Below are 16,635 nucleotides of genomic sequence, written 5' to 3'. Positions count from 1 at the left end.
TTAGTTAGATAGAGCCTAGAATCCTTATCCAACAAGGATTCTAGGCTTTTTTTGTTATCAGTAATTGTTAATTTAGTTATTGATGTAGTTTTTTTGAAAATCATCATAGTAAAAAGAAGCATCAACAACCAAACAAGGTTAGACTATTGGTCCAACTTTGTTTGGTAAGTTTTAAATTATTGATTCGACCTATTCTATCTATAGATATTTTTAACCGTAAACTAAATGGTTGTAATTCCAAGCGGACAACCAATAGTATTTATTGCTGGTTTTGAAATAACGCCAATAATAGCCTCCAGTTCCATAACCTCCTATACCTGTATCCTGAACATTAACAAAATAAAGATACTTATGATTGGAAGTAATAGTTACTGCAGCTGCAGGTATACCATTTTCGTGCCAGTTAAATCCTACAGGGACAAGGTAATTGATACGAAACATTGCTGGATATTGACTATTGTCTTGTGAGGTGTATAACTTTTTAGTAGCTCGTAATAAAATATTAGATGATGAGACGGGCTGTTGAGTAGTCAAATTTTTAATAGGTACGGGAGAACTTTTTAAGTCACTAGTATTTTCAACAAACTCTAATGCTTTTTTGTTATCGCTTTCATTAACCTTGAAGTTTTCTGTTCCACCGATAGCAACTGCATTAACGTTAGAAGCAAAAGATGATAAGCTAGCATACAACAAACCAATAACAACAACTTTAAACTTGTTTTTCATAAAAAAACCTCCTTTTCTTTATATTATAATTAAATCATACTCTATACTTATTATCAATATTTTTTTTGATATAAAAAAATTTTTTAGCTATATTTGTATAAAAATGTACGCACATAAAAAAGCGCTAGCTTTTGTTCAACAGTTATTTAATTTTGAGTCTAGAATTAATCGTTTTGATTTTTTCTAGGCTTATTTTTTATGAAGTAAGCAAATCGTATCGGGAGAGGTATTGAATTAAGAAATAAAGCATGTATTGATTCAGAAAAAAAGTTGTAGTAAAATGTTCGTCACAACTACTTTTCTTATGATTTCATAGAAGGAAAAGTTGGAATAATGAATTGAGAAGAGTCGATTTTTAGGAGATGATTTTAGGTGACTTTTTATCAATTATTGCAGTTAGATCCATTTATTTTAAAACAAAAAATTCATCAAGCGGACACTAAAAAACAGCGGAGATATTTTTGGCGCGCCTTGTTAATAAGGGATATCTTATTAGTTTCGTTTGCGATTTTATGGGTGTCGACGATTACTTTTTTCTTTGGAAAAGCTGTAGCGCCTTTTTCAATTGTATTATTTTGTTTGCTGTTGAGTATCCGTTTCGTCTCATATGGCTACAGGGAAAAACAGGCCTTGCTTAGTTTAGGAATCGTGTTAACAATTCTAGGTGTTAGTCCATTAATTTCACTGATTTCTGTATCATTTTTACAATTGGGCCTTCATTTTATCTGCTTGCTGGCATTGTTTTTCTTAACTGGTAAAAACCCTAAAATGGGTAATCCTGGCTTGTATACGTTCTCCTACTTATATTTAGTTGGCACGGTTCACTATCAATCGTTTCAGCAATTAGAACAAACTTTCTTTGTATTAGTGTTTGCTTATCTACTTTTAGCTTTTGTTTATCATGTGAAACATAAAAAATTGGATCAAGAGATTACTTTTATACAGATGGTTACAGAAAATGGTTTTTTTAATCAAAGAAATATTTGGTTTGGTTATTACGCTTTAGGCATTAGCTTATTACTTTTTATAGGAACGCACCTTCAGATTGACCGCTTTATGTGGGCAACATTTGCTAGTTCGTCATTATTTTCTGGGTATGATACGTTTAAATTGTCTGAACGAGCAAAAGAACGAATAATAGGGGTCGTTATTGGTTCTCTAGTATCGGCTATCTTGTTATTTTATTTACCAACGAACCTACTTGGTATTTTAGGTGGACTTTGTTTAGGCTTATGCACATCTTATAAAAGTAAAACGATTTTCAATTGTGTTGGTGCTATCATGGCAGCTTCTATGATATTTGGGCTAGAAACAAGTCTTTACTTAAGAATTTTGTTAAATATGTTGGGGCTAGCTTACGGTTTGCTTTATCATTTTGTCTTTGTAAAAACTATGTCCTATTGCAATCGCAAGCAGTGGCTGAAATTTTCTGAATAAAAGGAGCCTAACATTCTTTCTTGAAAGAATGTTAGGCTCCTTAGACATTACTTTAATTATAGAGAATGGGGAAAGTTTCATTTTAGCGTATATTCCATATATGCTATTAATCAATGACCAACTGCTATATCCAATGTCGCAATTTTTGCTGAGTCAGTCGGTACAAGGTCTAGTTCCACTTCGTCAAACTGATTGCCATCAACTGGTATCCCAAAGTAAATGGTAGATGGTCCAGTTCTACTTTTATAGACTATTATCTATTAGTATACCTAAATTTCTATTTAATTCGTAATGACTGACCAGGATAAAAAACAGAAGTTTCAATGCCTGGATTTAATGCTAATAATTCTTCTAAGGTTAAACCATTTCTTTCGGCTAACTGTCGCCCACCTTCACCACTTCGTACCGTATCGTATATAGGTTGGTCTGATTTAGAATTTTGTATTTGTTCACTAGAATCAGAGTTTTGTGGTGGTTGCTGTTCAGATTGTTCAAAAACTTGCTGAGTTTGATTATTTCTTTCAATTAATTGTTCCAACGTAATATTACCTAGATAAGTGTATATTTGTCCATTAACAGTTAAAGTACCATCATTATTTTTCGTTACTGTTCGGGGCGTATTATTCAAAAGAAACGTCATTGTTTGATTACCATTCTCATCCACAGAAAAACTTACCTTTTGAAGAGGAACATTCGATTGAGTAATGCTAGTGAGTGTTCCGTCAGCATTTATAAAAAATAAGTTATCACTTTGAGGAATACCCCAACCGCCTATAAAATCAGCTAAGCTAACTTGTGGTAGCGGTTCTTTAGTAGTAGATGAAGAGGTAGATTGGTTTGTTTCAGATGAGACGTTTTGATAATTAGAGTTGGTTTCTTCCGTTTTATCTTTTTGAGTGGAAGAATCAATACTTTTCTTTGTGTAAGGTTTCAAAACTAGTTTTGCTTGGTTATCAGAATTGTTTGTCTTAGTAGGAGTGAAAAGTAGATTTTGCTTTTCTTTTTTTATCTTGTAAGCTACTTCTTTTCCTTCATTTTCCCAACGAATTTGATTGTTTTTTAGATGGTATTTGACTTTGTATTCTATTTTATTTGCAATTTGTTTACCTAATTCTTCGCCTGCTTTTTCCAAATCATTTTTTGCAGTTGATGTGTGTTCATCTGTATTGATTTTGAAAGTAGCGGTATCTTCGCTGAATGATACAATCATTACTACTTCATCAACGTTGGAGTTTACGGCCCACTCGTTTGCCATTAGCTCTTTTGTGGTCACTTTATTTCTGCAAGAAGTAAGGGTCAGTAAGGATAAAAAAACAATCAACCCCAGTAAACTTTTTTTCATTTTTAACTCAATCCTCTTTTCTATTTTACTATTTTTTTGTATCTTCGAATCTCTCTCAACCCCAGCCAACCACTCGCTGATAATAAGTACCAAAACGGCATAAACTGGATTAGATAGCGAGAGCGGCCGCCTTCAAAGAGCAATAAATACAGAATAGCTCCAATGAAAGCTAATTTTAAAATCGCGTAGTTATTTTTTGAATCTTTTAGAGGGATACTGAACAATAGACCTAGTAATGTGAGTAAATAGAAAAAATGCATATAAATTCGTAGATAGTTACTTTTGGGATTTTGCGGATAATACAGTGACCGCAAGTGTTCTTGCCAACGATTTTTAGAAGGTGTTTCTGGAATTAAATCACCGCCATCCCAACCCCAGTCAAAATCACCATTGGCAGTATTATGACGATTTTTTTGAGCCAGAAAACGGAGATAACCGAAGAATCCTTTATTTTTTAAACGGTCTTGAATCGTTTTTATGGTATAAGCTTTTTTGGCTTCTTGTGTAGGCAACTGATTTACTGCTTGTGTATCTGCATCATTGTAACCGCCAGTTCCCGTCAAACCCATCATTACAAAAAGTGTCCAAGGTTTGGCTTGTTCTTTATCGATTTCCGTAATCGTTTGTTTTTCCACAAAAAATTGAAAACTATAATATGCGCTGGCGAAACCAGTCAGTAAAAAGAGAGCAACCACGGTTAATTTTACGATAGACTGTTTTAAAAGAAGTTGCAGCACTTTTATACAACTAAATGCAATAAAAAAGATAATAGACGAAGGTTTCATTAAAAAACACCAAGCTAAGCCAATTCCAATAAACAGTAATAAACAATATTTTACGAAGGGAGGGGAAACCTGGTCAAAAAGGCTATATGCAAAAAAGACTAGGTTGATGAACAATAAGACGGCCGTATCTGTATAAGGCGTTAGTAACCATGGAGATAATCCGAAAGAAAGAAAAAATAAACTGTAAGCAACGAAGGCCGTTAGTGGATTAAAGACACGTTTAGAGGCATGATAAAAGAGAAATAAACTGCTATTAATAAACAAGCAATTAACCACTTGCCAACTAAACCAAGTATTGCTCCAGCTCTCTGTTACATCAATGAAACGCAAAAATTTATTAAGGTAATACATCATGAAAAAGAAAAATTCGTTATTGGGGTTTAAAGAAAGTACGATTTTTGAATAATTCCTATTTTCAGTGGTAATACTATGAAAGTTGTCAAAAACATCCCAACCAATCGGCACAGTAATCTGCGTCAGGAGTAAAAGTTGCAATAAAAATAAACTGATCAAACTACCAATAATAACCACACGATCATGGGCTCTTATTAAGTGCCAGAGCGCTTGAATCTTAGTGTAAAGAAATTTTTTGTTTTTATAAATAATCAACAATAGAATAATTAATAGGGGAAGTAAAACAAGCAAGTGCTTAGGCTTTTCCCAAAGAATTTTTACCAGCGAATAGGGAGAGTTAATTGCGCCGTAAAAGACAAATAAAATAAAAAAAGTAAAAATATAATTTTCTAGATTCAGAATCCGTTTAAAAGTAGCCATATTTTCTCCTTCCATTTTTTTAGCTAGACTAGTTCTTATTTTATCATAAAGATTTTAAAATAAGAAAAAAGCCCTTCTTTTAAAAGAAAGGCTTAAAACTTTTCCTTACTTCACTTCTTTGTAACGGAAGAAGAAGCGTAAGACGCTATTTTGGCTAGTTGTTGTTAATTTATCTGTCGGTAAGACTGTTAGTAAGAAGAAAAACAGACTAATCACAAGAGTGAAAAATAAGAAGACGGGACTGCCACCTGTTATCACAGTATCTGTTTGAACGTCATATTTAAAAGTTGACATAACAGAGAAAACTTGTGTATAGCTACAGGCAATAGAAAGTAGATATAAAACAAGCACGCCCCAACCTGTCATCCCAGCATCACGATAACGACGTACACACATTGCCCACGTTGGTAATAATAAAGCTAACCATAAAACAAGTGCAAAAAGCATCAACGGTAATAAGTTCCCAAAATCATAGGTTTCAAAATATTCAGCTGCTAAAATTGCTGACACGGCTTTGCCGACAATGGCAATATAAAAAATAAGTGCTAAAATGCTTAATACCAGTGTCATCCACCAATAACCAGCACGTGTGGTCCGACCTTTAAAATCAACATATCCACGAAAATAATCTTTAAAAGCTTGTCCAAATGTTACTTTACCTTTTTCCTCAATTTTAACCATAAAAACACCCCTTTGTATTTAATAAAATGATTATAACGGAAAGTAATAAAATAGGAAAATGCGAATTCGCATATTTTGTGGTTTTTTTGATAAATCATATAAAGAGCAGGTTTTATCAAAAAACGGTAAAATAAGAGAAGATATTTTATAATGGAGGAATCATGAATGAAAATCAGTATTAGACATCGCTACATAGCAAAAATTCCAGCATTAGAAGTGACAACAGAAGAGCAAAAAAACGAAGCATTACCTTTAATTGTTTACTATCATGGTTGGCAATCAGCTAAAGAATTATCTTTAACACAAGCAAGAAAATTAGCACACGAGGGGTTTCGGGTCATTTTACCAGATGCCATGAACCACGGAGAAAGAAAAACAGGACCTATTTCCACGATTCCATCGATTACATTTTGGAGTAGCATTCAATATAATTTGATTGAATTTCCAGTAATTATCCATCATTTTCATAAATTAGGGTTGATTAAAGAAAATTGGATTGGCGTGGGTGGTGTATCTATGGGCGGTATTACTACCAGCGCTCTTATGACCCAACATCCTGAGATTCAAGCTGCTGCTTGCTTAATGGGAACACCCTATCCGGCGCGCTATATTCAGCGAGTGATTCAACGGGCGAAAGAATTTGCTATTTTTGTGCCTAAAGACTTGCCACTATTGCTAAGTTGGGTGCATCAATACGATTTATCACAAACGCCAGAAAGACTGCAAGAACGACCGATGCTGTTTTGGCATGGAACGGAAGATGAAAAAATTCCCTATGAAGATATGGCTGATTTTGAACAATTAGTGTCTGGGAAAACGTATGCGAGAAATACGCAATTTATAACGGAAATCGGTGAGCGGCATTTAGTGAAAGGGGAAACAATGGATTTGGTTGTTGACTTTTTTAAAGAAGCGTCAAAAACGTTAGAAAAATAACGGGATTTTTCAAAGAGAAAAGGGGAATCAGCTTGTTTTTTAAGAACACTTTCTATAAACTTAACAGAAAAGGGGTTGAAGGTGTACATGGAGAAAAACAAGTTGAGAAAAGTGGGCTTAACTGCCCTGGAATGGCTAAAACAACATCCAGAAATTAAACAACATAAAGAATCAAGTCTCTATGAACAGTTGTTTGCTAGTCAGCAATGGCAACAAGCACAAACAGTCGGAATGATTCGGTCGTTACCGCTAGAATTATCAACACAGCCAATTTTCGAACGGGCCATGCAAGAGGGCAAGCAAGTGGCGGTGCCGCGAACATTTAAAGGAGGCAAAATGCACTTTTATCAAGTCTTTCCAGAGACGGTTTATGACACCAGTGCATTTGGCGTAGAAGAACCTCCGTTAACAGCGGCAGAAATAACAGCTACAGCGATTGATTTATTGATTGTGCCAGGGATTGTTTTCAATCGGGCTGGCTATCGAATAGGCTTCGGCGGTGGTTTTTATGATCGTTATTTGGAACATTTTTCGGGCCATTCATGTAGTTTAGTTTTTAGTGAACAACTCCATGAACAATGGCAACCAGAAGCGTTTGATCAGCCAATCGAACAATTATTTATACAATAGGAGGAATGGAATGAATTATCAAACAGAAATGAAATTGAAACGGCTAAAAAATCAGCCGTTCATTACGTATGCCCTTTTAGGTATTTCAATCATTGTTTTCCTTGGATTGGAATTAACTGGAGGATCAGAAAATATTTTAAACTTAGTTAATTGGGGAGCAATGGTTCGTCCACTGGTAGCTCAAAATCATGAATACTGGCGGTTTATCACGCCAATGTTTCTTCACATTGGGTTTATGCATATTATTTTGAATATGGTTACTCTTTATTATATCGGCGCACAGGTTGAGGCAATTTATGGGCATTGGCGCTATTTGGGAATTTATTTATTGAGTGGGATTGCTGGAAATATCGCCAGTTTTGCCTTTGGGACACCCAACAGTGTCTCAGCCGGTGCTAGTACAGCGCTTTTTGGTTTGTTTGGCGCATTTGTTATTTTAGGACGCCATTTTAGAGACAATCCAGCGATTATGTATATGGTGCAACGCTATTCAATGTTTATTGTGATTAATTTGTTATTTAACTTGTTTAGTAGCTCTGTAGATATGATGGGTCATGTTGGCGGTCTAATCGGTGGACTATTAGTCGCGACGGCTTTTGCTGTTCCAAATCGTGAAGAAGCATTTAATAAGCACGAGCGAATTATGGCCACGTTAATTTTTATTTTTCTTGTCGTAATTTGTCTGTTATTGGGTTTTAAAAAATACGGTTTACCTGTATAATAAGGAAGTGTTTTCGTATGGAAACGTTATATGATGTACAACAACTTTTTAAACAGTTTGGGATGTATATTTATGTCGGTGCACGGATTTATGATATTGAGTTAATGATGATTGAATTAAAAAAATTGTATGAAGGTCAATTGGTAGACCGAGATACGTATTTACAGGCCCGGCATATTTTGCAAAGAGAGCATCGAATAGAAGAATCTAGAGGGAAGCAGAAAGGAATCGACTAAATGGATAAGAAGATTATTGGGATTGATTTAGGTGGAACGACCATCAAATTTGCTATTTTAACAACCGATGGCGTTGTTCAACAAAAATGGAGTATTGAAACGAATATTTTAGAAGATGGCAAGCACATTGTGCCATCAATTATTGAAAGTATTCGTCACCGTATAGATCTTTATAATATGAAAAAAGAAGATTTTGTGGGAATTGGTATGGGAACACCAGGAAGTGTCGACATTGAAAAAGGAACTGTTGTAGGTGCCTATAATTTAAACTGGACGACTGTACAGCCTGTCAAAGAACAAATCGAATCTGCTTTAGGAATTCCGTTTGCCTTAGATAATGATGCCAATGTTGCCGCTTTAGGTGAGCGTTGGAAGGGCGCGGGGGAAAACAATCCCGACGTGATTTTTATTACTTTAGGAACAGGTGTCGGCGGAGGCATTGTTGCAGCAGGAGAATTACTCCACGGTGTTGCTGGCTGTGCTGGTGAAGTTGGGCATGTGACGGTTGATCCTAACGGTTTTGACTGTACCTGTGGGAAACGTGGCTGTTTAGAAACTGTTTCTAGTGCCACTGGTGTCGTTCGTGTTGCACGTCATTTATCAGAAGAGTTTGCAGGTGACTCTGAACTGAAACAAGCGATTGATGATGGACAGGATGTTTCAAGTAAAGACGTTTTTGAATTTGCCGAAAAAGGCGATCATTTTGCTTTAATGGTTGTGGATCGTGTTTGCTTCTATTTAGGTTTAGCCACAGGAAACTTAGGCAACACGTTAAATCCAGATAGCGTGGTTATCGGTGGAGGTGTTTCTGCAGCAGGAGAATTTTTACGTAGTCGTGTCGAAAAATATTTCCAAGAATTTACCTTCCCGCAAGTTCGAAATAGTACAAAAATCAAATTAGCAGAGCTAGGTAATGAGGCCGGCGTGATTGGTGCCGCTTCACTAGCATTACAATTTTCAAAAGAGAAATAGAGAGGGCTTTTTAGAATGAGTATTTTATGGGTAATCAATGGCATTTTGCTAGTTATTGTACTAGCGATGGTATTCAATGAATTATATTTGAAAATTATGGTGAAACGTTCAGCAAAAATGCTGACGGAAGAAGAATTTAAAGAAACAATGCGTAAAGCACAAGTGATTGACGTTCGTGAGAAAGATACATTTGATGCTGGGCATATTTTAGGGGCGCGCAGCATGCCATACAGCATGTTAAAAACAACAATTGGTTCTCTTCGTAAGGATCAACCTGTTTATCTTTATGATCAGAAGAAAGCTTTAAGTATCCGAGCAGCTAATTTATTACGCAAAAATGGCTATACTGATATTTATATTTTAAAAGGCGGCTATGATGGCTGGACTGGGAAAGTGAAAAAGAGAAATAGTTAATAACAAAAAGAGTTGGTCTTCATTGAGACCAACTCTTTTTGTATAGGAAAGCTTAATAGAGATGTTGCTTTTTGTCAGTCCTCACTTTTTGAGCTACAATAAAGAGAAGAGGTGAAGGCAGATGATTCAAATCAAGCGAGCATATGAAGCACCGACAGAGCAAGATGGCTACCGTGTTTTAGTTGACCGTGTTTGGCCACGAGGAAAATCCAAGGAATCTGAAAAGTTAGATGAATGGCTCAAAGAAGTGGCCCCAAGTACAGAGCTACGGAAATGGTTTAATCATGAAGCAAATAAATATCCTGAGTTTAAACAAAAATACCAAGAAGAATTGAAACATGAGCCAACTGCCACAGCGTTTAAGCAGTTACAGACAATTGTAAAAAATCAGCCAGTAGTCACGCTGGTCTATGGGGCGAAAGATACAGTGCATAATCAAGCGGTTGTCTTAAAAGAATTATTAGAAAAATAGAGTAGGTGATTGGATGAAAATTGCAATTGTAGGTGCTGGACCCAGAGGCTTATCAGCTGCAGAACGAGTCATTGAATGGGCTCGTAAAACGGAAATAAATGTTCAGCTCACGTTGTTTGATCCATACGGTCCAGGTGGGAAAATTTGGCGAGCAGAGCAACCTAATTATTTATTAATGAACACCGTGATTAGTCAAGTCACTTTATTTACAGATGAATCTTTTAGTGGCGAAGGACCAATTGTCAAGGGACCCACTCTCTATGAATGGACCCAAACAGAAGCTGCGCAGTACATTCAACAGCAACAACCCTATAATTATCTTGAGTTGTTGAAAGAATGTCATCGCCTTGGACCGAATGATCACTGCTCGAGGGCTTTTTATGGCATGTACCAAAAATGGTTTTATACGTATTTAGCCACGCGATGTAACGAACAAACATCGCTGACGTTTTTTAAAGAGCCAGTAACTGCTGTACGGGCAGGAGAGGATAACTATTATGTGTACACCCAATCCATTGAGTTTACGGCAGACAAAGTAATTTTAGCCATGGGTCACCAAGAAAATGAATTAACGACTGTTGAACAAGAGCTTGCGGACTACGCCAAGGAGCATCGTTTGTTTTATTCTTCCCCTAAAAATGCGGCGGATGCTTTATTGGCACTTGCCAATATACCCGCAAAACAACCTGTTGTGTTAAAAGGCTTAGGTTTGGCATTTTTTGACTATTTATCTGCCTTGACGATTGGCCGCGGGGGTGTTTTTTCTCGTCAAAATGGCCGCTTACGTTATGAACCTTCTGGAAGAGAGCCTATTATTATTGCTGGTTCTGGTCGCGGTTTTCCTTCTCATCCTCGAGGGAATAATCAAAAAGGCTACGGGGAAACCTATCAGCCTGTTTTTTTAACCGAAACGTATTTAGCTGAATGTCGTAAAAAAGGACAGGTTACAGGCGCAGAGTTTTTTGGGTATTTAAAAAAAGAAGTGGAATATGTGTATTACACTTGCTTAATCGAAGAAAAATATCCGCATCTTTCTAAAGAGGCCTTTCAACAGCTGTTTATTCAAACCAAGGGAGCGCCGAAAAGCTTAGCCCACTTTGAAAAACAAGATTGGTTTGATTGGCAAGTGTTAGAACATCCTGAAACAAAGAAAACCACTCATGAACGTTTTCGTTCGTTTTTACTAGAGTATTTAAAATGGGATATTCAAGAAGCAGAGAAAGGCAATCTTAGCGGTCCTTTGACCACTGCTTTAGACAGTTTAAAAGATTTAAGAGATCAGATTCGCTTTGTTTTGGATGAAGGGTTATTAACGAATGACGAGAGTCAAAAGTGGTTGTGGCATTGGTTTACCCCGTTGAATACCTTTTTGTCAGTGGGACCTTCTGTTGAAAGAACAGAAGAGCTACAGGCGTTAGTTGAACTGGGATTAGTCACGATTCTGGGGCCAGAAATGCGTGTCGAAATGAGAGCGGGTCAATTTATTACTTATGCTAATTTGTTTCCGGAAAATCGGTATAATAGTCACTTTTTAATTGAAGCACGCATTCCCAAAGTTAATAATGAAAAAAGTTTGAATCCTTTAACGAGGCAGTTGTTAGCCGATAAGCTAGCTACGCTCCATCAACTGGCATTAGCTGATGGTCAAATAGTCAAAACAGGTGCACTCTTGATTGTGCCTGCCACGAATCAAGTCATCACAAAAGATGGACAGGTGGCGACAGGCCTTTTTAGTTGTGGTATTCCAACAGAAGGGATTCATTGGTTAACAGCCGCTGCAGCTCGTCCTGGTGTGGATCCTTGGAATATGCGCGATATGGATCGGATTGCTGCCACTATTTTTAATAGTTAAGAAAAATAGTCAGCTCCTTTGGTAAAAAAGAAAGCATAACGTGTGGTCATCCATCGCTTTGATGGATGACCACTTGTTATGCTTAAGAGAATCAACCGAGCCAGAAGCGCTCCTGTTGATTTCTTGGCGTTAGATTTTTTATCTCAATGTCACAGCTATTTTTTAACGTGCAATACGTTTACGCATCGCTTTTTTACGGTTTTCTTCAATCATATCTTCTTTTTCTTCAATTGGATCAATGACTGTTTTTTTAATAGTTGTAGCCACACCGGCTAAAGCAGCAACTGTGATAGCAGTACCGACTAACATACCTGATACAAATTTTTTCATCGTTCATTCCTTCTTTCAAATTGTATTTGTTTCTATTATGACGGAAAAAAGCAAAAAAATCCAATAGTTACAATGATTTTTCATAAACTCTACGACTAATTTAGAGATTTGTTAAAATTTACCAAGTCTTTTCTGTATTTTGATAGGAAAAATGAATAAGGAGAAATGGCCAAATTAAATCCTGTTTACAAAATGAAATAATTCAGAAGTAGACCTTATTTAATGGTACAATAGAAAAAGAAATTAGAGAGTAAAAGGAGCGTATTTATGTCTATTTTAGTATTAGGTGGCGCAGGCTACATTGGCTCACATGCCGTCGATCAATTAATTTCAAAAGGATATGCCGTTGTGGTTGTTGATAATTTATTAACGGGACATCGTTCAGCAGTTCATGAACAAGCGACTTTCTATGAAGGCGATATTCGTGATAAAGCTTTTTTACGTAGTGTCTTTGAAAAGGAATCAATTGAAGGGGTGTTGCACTTTGCGGCCAATTCTTTAGTAGGAGAATCCGTGGAGAAACCGTTAATGTATTTCAATAACAATGTTCACGGCACGCAAATTGCCTTGGAAGTCATGCAAGAATTTGGAGTGAAACATATTGTTTTTTCTTCCACAGCGGCCACTTATGGCGAACCAAAAGCAATGCCTATTACAGAAGAAACCCCAACGAATCCTAAAAACCCGTATGGGGAAAGTAAATTAATGATGGAAAAAATCATGAAATGGTGCGACAACGCTTATGGAATGAAATATGTTGCTTTGCGTTATTTTAATGTTGCAGGAGCAAAAAAAGATGCCTCAATTGGTGAGGATCACACGCCAGAAACGCATATTGTGCCAATTATTTTACAAGTGGCATTGGGCCAACGAGCAGAGCTAAGTATTTTTGGGGATGACTATGACACACCAGATGGCACGTGCATTCGAGATTATGTTTATATTGAAGACTTGATTGCAGCACATATTTTGGCTTTAGAATATTTGAAAAATGGCGGCGAAAGTGACGTCTTTAACCTGGGTAGCAACAACGGCTATTCTGTTAAAGAAATGTTAGATGCTGCACGTGAAGTGACAGGTCAAGAAATCCCTGCGACAATCGCGCCACGCCGAGCAGGGGATCCTAGTACATTAATTGCTTCTAGTGAAAAAGCCAAACGAGTTTTAGGCTGGCAACCAGAAGTAACTGAGGTCAAGGACATTATCGCCACCGCTTGGCAATGGCACCAAGCTCATCCACATGGATATCAAGAAAAGTAATAGGAGGAATGAATCGATGACCACGAGTCAAATGATTGCCGATTTTACCACACTTGCTATTCAAGCAGGTGGTTGGATGGAATTGGATCGCTTATATCTTCAGAACCGTTTATTATCAATGATTGGTGAACAAGAATTAGGCGAAGTAGACATACGGCCTGTGGCAACACCCGCCGCTGATTTGGCGGAACAATTGTGTCAAATTGCGAGTGCCAATCAACTTGTAAAAACAGAGCAACAAAAAGAACAGTTCGTGGTGCAATTGATGGATTTGTTGACACCGCCACCTTCTGTGGTTAATGCTTTTTTTGCACAACATTATGCCAAAGAGCCACAAGAGGCTACCGAGTATTTTTACCAACTTTGTCAAAAAAACGGTACGGTCATTGAACAGGAAGAACCTGTTGTTTTTTCAACAGTCTATGGTGATTTTTTAGCAAATAAGGTCCACAGTGAGGCGCCAAAAGCAACGCTCTCTGCACAAAGATATCCCCGCTGTGAATGGTGCATGGCAACAGAAGGCTACCAGGGAAGTCAGCAATTTCCTGCGACTACGAACCATCGAGTGATTCGAATGAACTTAGATGGCGAAAGCTGGGGGTTTTCCTTTGTAAAACAGGCACAATATCAGCAACAAGGTGTGATTGCGTTTGAAAAACATCAGGCAGCGAAACGTTCAGTTAAGACTTTTCAGCAATTGTTGAAAATTGTTGAGGTCTTTCCTCATTATTTTGCTGGGATTGATGCTGTCTTTGAACAAAATGAGCATGTCTATTATCAAACGGGTTTGCAACAATTTCCATTAGCCGAAGCGAGCATTTCAGAATATGTTGAGTTAGCTAACTATCCTTTAATCAACGCAGGAATGGTGAATTGGCCAGTTGCGACATTTCGCTTAGAGGGACCGAATGCGTCAGAAGTTGCCCAAGCCGCAAATGATATTTTTGAGCAATGGCAAACGCTGAAACTGCCAACGGATGAGATACAAATCGTTGCACGACGAAAAGAACTTTTATATGTCATGGACTTAATTTTTAGTCGACCTCAAGCAAAGCTTTCGTTAACGTTAGCGGAAGTCCAAGGTTTAACGACTTGGAGCAACCAGAAAACGCAGGCGCTTGAAACGGTCGCTTCAGCGTATCAACAGCGACTAAAAGAAGCCAGTGCGTTTGCAGAAACAAGTGAAGGAAAAGCGGCTTTTTTAGCAATGGTTGCGCCAGTGACTCATTAAAAGAAAAAAGATGCCGAATGACTAAAAATCACGTATAATAGATAAGAATGAAAAATAAGGGAGGGTAAAAAATGGCTTATCAAGCACTTTATCGGGTCTGGCGTTCACAACGTTTCGATGACGTAGTAGGACAAAAAGCAATTACTCAGACACTGAAAAATGCGATAGTGCAAAAGAAAACATCTCATGCCTATTTATTTACTGGCCCTCGTGGTACAGGTAAAACCAGTGCCGCAAAAATTTTCGCTAAAGCGATTAACTGTAAACATAGTCAAGATGGTGAACCTTGTAATGTTTGTGAAACCTGTGTAGCCATTACGGAAGGTCGTTTAAATGATGTCATTGAAATTGATGCAGCGAGTAATAATGGCGTGGAAGAAATCCGTGATATTCGTGATAAAGCAAAGTATGCACCGACGCAAGCCGAGTACAAAGTTTATATTATTGATGAAGTTCATATGCTATCAACAGGCGCGTTCAATGCACTTTTAAAAACCTTGGAAGAACCGCCACAAAATGTTATTTTTATCTTAGCAACGACTGAACCACACAAGATTCCGTTAACGATTATCTCACGGACGCAACGCTTTGATTTTAAGCGAATTAGTACGCAAGATATCGTCGATCATATGGCCCATATCATGCAGGAAATGGCTCTCGATTATGAGGAACAAGCCCTTTATGTGATTGGGCGTGCTGCGGAAGGTGGGATGCGAGATGCCTTGAGTATCTTGGATCAAACGATTTCATTTAGTGATGAAAAAGTAACACTGGAAGATGCAATGCAAGTGACAGGCAGCCTAACCTATGAAATGATGGATCATTATATTCAGTGTTGTGTCGCCGGTGATGTTGAACGAGCATTAGAAAGCTTGGAAAGTATTTTAGGCGAAGGCAAAGAAGCGCGCCGTTTCTTAGAAGATTTGTTATTATATTGTCGAGATTTGCTGATGTATCAGCAAGCACCGAAGTTATTAGCAGAAAAAGCAGGAACTTTGACAGAAGCATTTAAGGAACTAGCTACACAAACACCTGCTGAAAAAATATATCAACTAATCCAAATTTTAAGTGACACACAAAATGAGATCCGCTTTACCAACAATGCGAATATCTATCTGGAAGTAGCCACTGTCAAATTAGCTAAAACGGTGCAATCTAATAAACACAACACGCCAGAAACAACTAATCAAGGTGGTAGTGCAGAGGGAAATCCAGAATTAGCAGATTTACAAAATCAAATCGGGCAACTGAAGAAAGAACTGGCTGAATTAAAGAAACACGGTGTAGCTGCTAAAGAAGCAGATGCTCCACGTCAACAAGCACGACCACAAGCGCCAAAAAGTTCGTTCCGTGTACCCACAGAACGGGTATATCAAGTCTTAAACGAAGCGACTAGAACACATTTAATGAATGTGAAAAATGTTTGGGAAGACTTACTGCAAACATTATCTGTGACTCAACGAGCGATGCTAAAGGCTAGTGAACCTGTCGCAGCGAGTCCTAAGGGGATCGTGGTGGCATTTGACTATGAGATTGTTTGTGCTCGTGCAACAGACGATGAAGAGATGCAGTTAGCTTTCAATAATAATTTAAGCCGTTTGATGGACTATACACCAGAGATGGTCTGCATTACTAGAGAAAGCTGGCCAAAACTAAGACAAAGTTTTATTAACCAAAATCAGGGCAGTTTGAATCATTCTGAACCTGAAAATGAAATGGCTCGTCTAGCGGACGAACCGCCTGTAACAAATGAACATTCACAAGAAAATCCAGTAGTAGATGAAGCAATCGCTATGTTTGGTGAAGAGCTTGTCGAAGTACTAGATGATTAATACG

At 37.5% G+C, this 16,635-nt stretch carries 17 protein-coding genes; 12 read left to right on the top strand and 5 right to left on the bottom strand.

Annotated features, from left to right (window positions below; genetic code table 11):
* Positions 1 to 210: 210 nt before the first annotated feature.
* Positions 211 to 726 carry a hypothetical protein gene (locus tag IGM13_RS11425; protein WP_086269696.1) on the bottom strand — a complete coding sequence of 172 codons (516 nt, stop codon included), beginning with the start codon at positions 724 to 726 and terminating at the stop codon, positions 211 to 213.
* A gap of 372 nt (positions 727 to 1,098) precedes the next feature.
* On the opposite strand from IGM13_RS11425, the gene IGM13_RS11420 reads away from it, so the two are divergent.
* Positions 1,099 to 2,163, top strand: a complete 1,065-nt coding sequence (locus IGM13_RS11420; RefSeq protein ID WP_002419130.1) for an FUSC family protein — start codon at positions 1,099 to 1,101, stop codon at positions 2,161 to 2,163.
* A gap of 277 nt (positions 2,164 to 2,440) precedes the next feature.
* On the opposite strand, the gene IGM13_RS11415 is transcribed toward IGM13_RS11420, so the two are convergent.
* The 3 genes from IGM13_RS11415 to IGM13_RS11405 all read right to left on the bottom strand — a co-directional run bounded on the left by IGM13_RS11415 (position 2,441) and on the right by IGM13_RS11405 (position 5,745).
* Complete coding sequence (locus tag IGM13_RS11415) at positions 2,441 to 3,172, bottom strand: DUF4950 domain-containing protein (protein WP_411860152.1); 732 nt, start codon at positions 3,170 to 3,172, stop codon at positions 2,441 to 2,443.
* 353 nt (positions 3,173 to 3,525) lie between these two features.
* Positions 3,526 to 5,079, bottom strand: coding sequence for a membrane protein (locus IGM13_RS11410; RefSeq protein ID WP_002419128.1), 1,554 nt, complete (start codon positions 5,077 to 5,079; stop codon positions 3,526 to 3,528).
* A 90-nt stretch (positions 5,080 to 5,169) separates the two neighbouring features.
* Positions 5,170 to 5,745 carry a DUF805 domain-containing protein gene (locus IGM13_RS11405; RefSeq protein WP_002379789.1) on the bottom strand — a complete coding sequence of 192 codons (576 nt, stop codon included), beginning with the start codon at positions 5,743 to 5,745 and terminating at the stop codon, positions 5,170 to 5,172.
* A gap of 165 nt (positions 5,746 to 5,910) precedes the next feature.
* Here IGM13_RS11405 and IGM13_RS11400 point away from each other — a divergent pair, with 165 nt between their 5' ends.
* The 8 genes from IGM13_RS11400 (at position 5,911) to IGM13_RS11365 (ending at position 11,978) form a co-directional block, all read left to right on the top strand.
* A complete protein-coding gene (locus IGM13_RS11400) occupies positions 5,911 to 6,681 on the top strand; it encodes an alpha/beta fold hydrolase (RefSeq protein WP_002356329.1) in 771 nt (256 codons plus the stop codon).
* Between the two features lie 87 nt (positions 6,682 to 6,768).
* Complete coding sequence (locus tag IGM13_RS11395) at positions 6,769 to 7,311, top strand: 5-formyltetrahydrofolate cyclo-ligase (RefSeq protein WP_002382474.1); 543 nt, start codon at positions 6,769 to 6,771, stop codon at positions 7,309 to 7,311.
* A 10-nt stretch (positions 7,312 to 7,321) separates the two neighbouring features.
* Positions 7,322 to 8,032, top strand: coding sequence for a rhomboid family intramembrane serine protease (locus IGM13_RS11390; RefSeq protein WP_002362481.1), 711 nt, complete (start codon positions 7,322 to 7,324; stop codon positions 8,030 to 8,032).
* Positions 8,033 to 8,049: 17 nt separating this feature from the next.
* Positions 8,050 to 8,268 carry a YqgQ family protein gene (locus tag IGM13_RS11385; RefSeq protein ID WP_002356332.1) on the top strand — a complete coding sequence of 73 codons (219 nt, stop codon included), beginning with the start codon at positions 8,050 to 8,052 and terminating at the stop codon, positions 8,266 to 8,268.
* The gene (locus tag IGM13_RS11380) at positions 8,269 to 9,240 is read left to right on the top strand and encodes an ROK family glucokinase (protein WP_002356333.1); all 972 of its coding nucleotides are present in this window, start codon (positions 8,269 to 8,271) and stop codon (positions 9,238 to 9,240) included.
* Positions 9,241 to 9,255: 15 nt separating this feature from the next.
* Positions 9,256 to 9,654: a rhodanese-like domain-containing protein gene (locus tag IGM13_RS11375; protein WP_002356334.1), complete on the top strand. Its 399-nt coding sequence runs from the start codon at positions 9,256 to 9,258 to the stop codon at positions 9,652 to 9,654.
* Positions 9,655 to 9,775: 121 nt separating this feature from the next.
* Positions 9,776 to 10,126 carry a DUF488 domain-containing protein gene (locus IGM13_RS11370; protein ID WP_002362343.1) on the top strand — a complete coding sequence of 117 codons (351 nt, stop codon included), beginning with the start codon at positions 9,776 to 9,778 and terminating at the stop codon, positions 10,124 to 10,126.
* A 13-nt stretch (positions 10,127 to 10,139) separates the two neighbouring features.
* Positions 10,140 to 11,978, top strand: coding sequence for an FAD/NAD(P)-binding protein (locus IGM13_RS11365; protein WP_002419127.1), 1,839 nt, complete (start codon positions 10,140 to 10,142; stop codon positions 11,976 to 11,978).
* Between the two features lie 162 nt (positions 11,979 to 12,140).
* Here IGM13_RS11365 and IGM13_RS11360 read toward each other — a convergent pair whose 3' ends face one another.
* A complete protein-coding gene (locus tag IGM13_RS11360; protein WP_002356337.1) occupies positions 12,141 to 12,308 on the bottom strand; it encodes a DUF3042 family protein in 168 nt (55 codons plus the stop codon).
* Between the two features lie 267 nt (positions 12,309 to 12,575).
* Here IGM13_RS11360 and galE point away from each other — a divergent pair, with 267 nt between their 5' ends.
* The 3 genes from galE (at position 12,576) to dnaX (ending at position 16,631) form a co-directional block, all read left to right on the top strand.
* On the top strand, positions 12,576 to 13,568 hold the full coding sequence (gene galE / locus IGM13_RS11355; RefSeq protein ID WP_002388439.1) for a UDP-glucose 4-epimerase GalE: 993 nt from the start codon (positions 12,576 to 12,578) through the stop codon (positions 13,566 to 13,568).
* On the top strand, positions 13,549 to 14,799 hold the full coding sequence (locus IGM13_RS11350; protein WP_002419291.1) for a UDP-glucose--hexose-1-phosphate uridylyltransferase: 1,251 nt from the start codon (positions 13,549 to 13,551) through the stop codon (positions 14,797 to 14,799). The genes galE and IGM13_RS11350 overlap by 20 nt, the downstream gene beginning before the upstream one ends.
* A gap of 71 nt (positions 14,800 to 14,870) precedes the next feature.
* Positions 14,871 to 16,631, top strand: a complete 1,761-nt coding sequence (dnaX, locus tag IGM13_RS11345; protein ID WP_002419290.1) for a DNA polymerase III subunit gamma/tau — start codon at positions 14,871 to 14,873, stop codon at positions 16,629 to 16,631.
* The last annotated feature ends 4 nt before the right edge of the window (positions 16,632 to 16,635 follow it).

Origin of the sequence: Enterococcus sp. DIV0561 (assembly GCF_050539875.1) — a bacterium.
Taxonomy (GTDB): Bacteria; Bacillota; Bacilli; order Lactobacillales; family Enterococcaceae; genus Enterococcus; species Enterococcus faecalis.
The sequence above is the reverse complement of the archived record's forward strand: the minus strand, read 5'-3'. Positions and strand labels throughout refer to the sequence as shown.

Bases quoted from the DNA above. Each gene is read 5' to 3' on its own strand.
- IGM13_RS11425 (WP_086269696.1), bottom strand. From the start codon at position 726: ATGAAAAACAAGTTTAAAGTTGTTGTTATTGGTTTGTTGTATGCTAGC.
- IGM13_RS11410 (WP_002419128.1), bottom strand. From the start codon at position 5,079: ATGGAAGGAGAAAATATGGCTACTTTTAAACGGATTCTGAATCTAGAA.
- IGM13_RS11405 (WP_002379789.1), bottom strand. From the start codon at position 5,745: ATGGTTAAAATTGAGGAAAAAGGTAAAGTAACATTTGGACAAGCTTTT.
- IGM13_RS11400 (WP_002356329.1), top strand. From the start codon at position 5,911: ATGAAAATCAGTATTAGACATCGCTACATAGCAAAAATTCCAGCATTA.
- IGM13_RS11395 (WP_002382474.1), top strand. From the start codon at position 6,769: ATGGAGAAAAACAAGTTGAGAAAAGTGGGCTTAACTGCCCTGGAATGG.
- IGM13_RS11390 (WP_002362481.1), top strand. From the start codon at position 7,322: ATGAATTATCAAACAGAAATGAAATTGAAACGGCTAAAAAATCAGCCG.
- IGM13_RS11385 (WP_002356332.1), top strand. From the start codon at position 8,050: ATGGAAACGTTATATGATGTACAACAACTTTTTAAACAGTTTGGGATG.
- IGM13_RS11380 (WP_002356333.1), top strand. From the start codon at position 8,269: ATGGATAAGAAGATTATTGGGATTGATTTAGGTGGAACGACCATCAAA.
- IGM13_RS11375 (WP_002356334.1), top strand. From the start codon at position 9,256: ATGAGTATTTTATGGGTAATCAATGGCATTTTGCTAGTTATTGTACTA.
- IGM13_RS11370 (WP_002362343.1), top strand. From the start codon at position 9,776: ATGATTCAAATCAAGCGAGCATATGAAGCACCGACAGAGCAAGATGGC.
- IGM13_RS11365 (WP_002419127.1), top strand. From the start codon at position 10,140: ATGAAAATTGCAATTGTAGGTGCTGGACCCAGAGGCTTATCAGCTGCA.
- IGM13_RS11360 (WP_002356337.1), bottom strand. From the start codon at position 12,308: ATGAAAAAATTTGTATCAGGTATGTTAGTCGGTACTGCTATCACAGTT.
- galE (WP_002388439.1), top strand. From the start codon at position 12,576: ATGTCTATTTTAGTATTAGGTGGCGCAGGCTACATTGGCTCACATGCC.
- IGM13_RS11350 (WP_002419291.1), top strand. From the start codon at position 13,549: ATGGATATCAAGAAAAGTAATAGGAGGAATGAATCGATGACCACGAGT.
- dnaX (WP_002419290.1), top strand. From the start codon at position 14,871: ATGGCTTATCAAGCACTTTATCGGGTCTGGCGTTCACAACGTTTCGAT.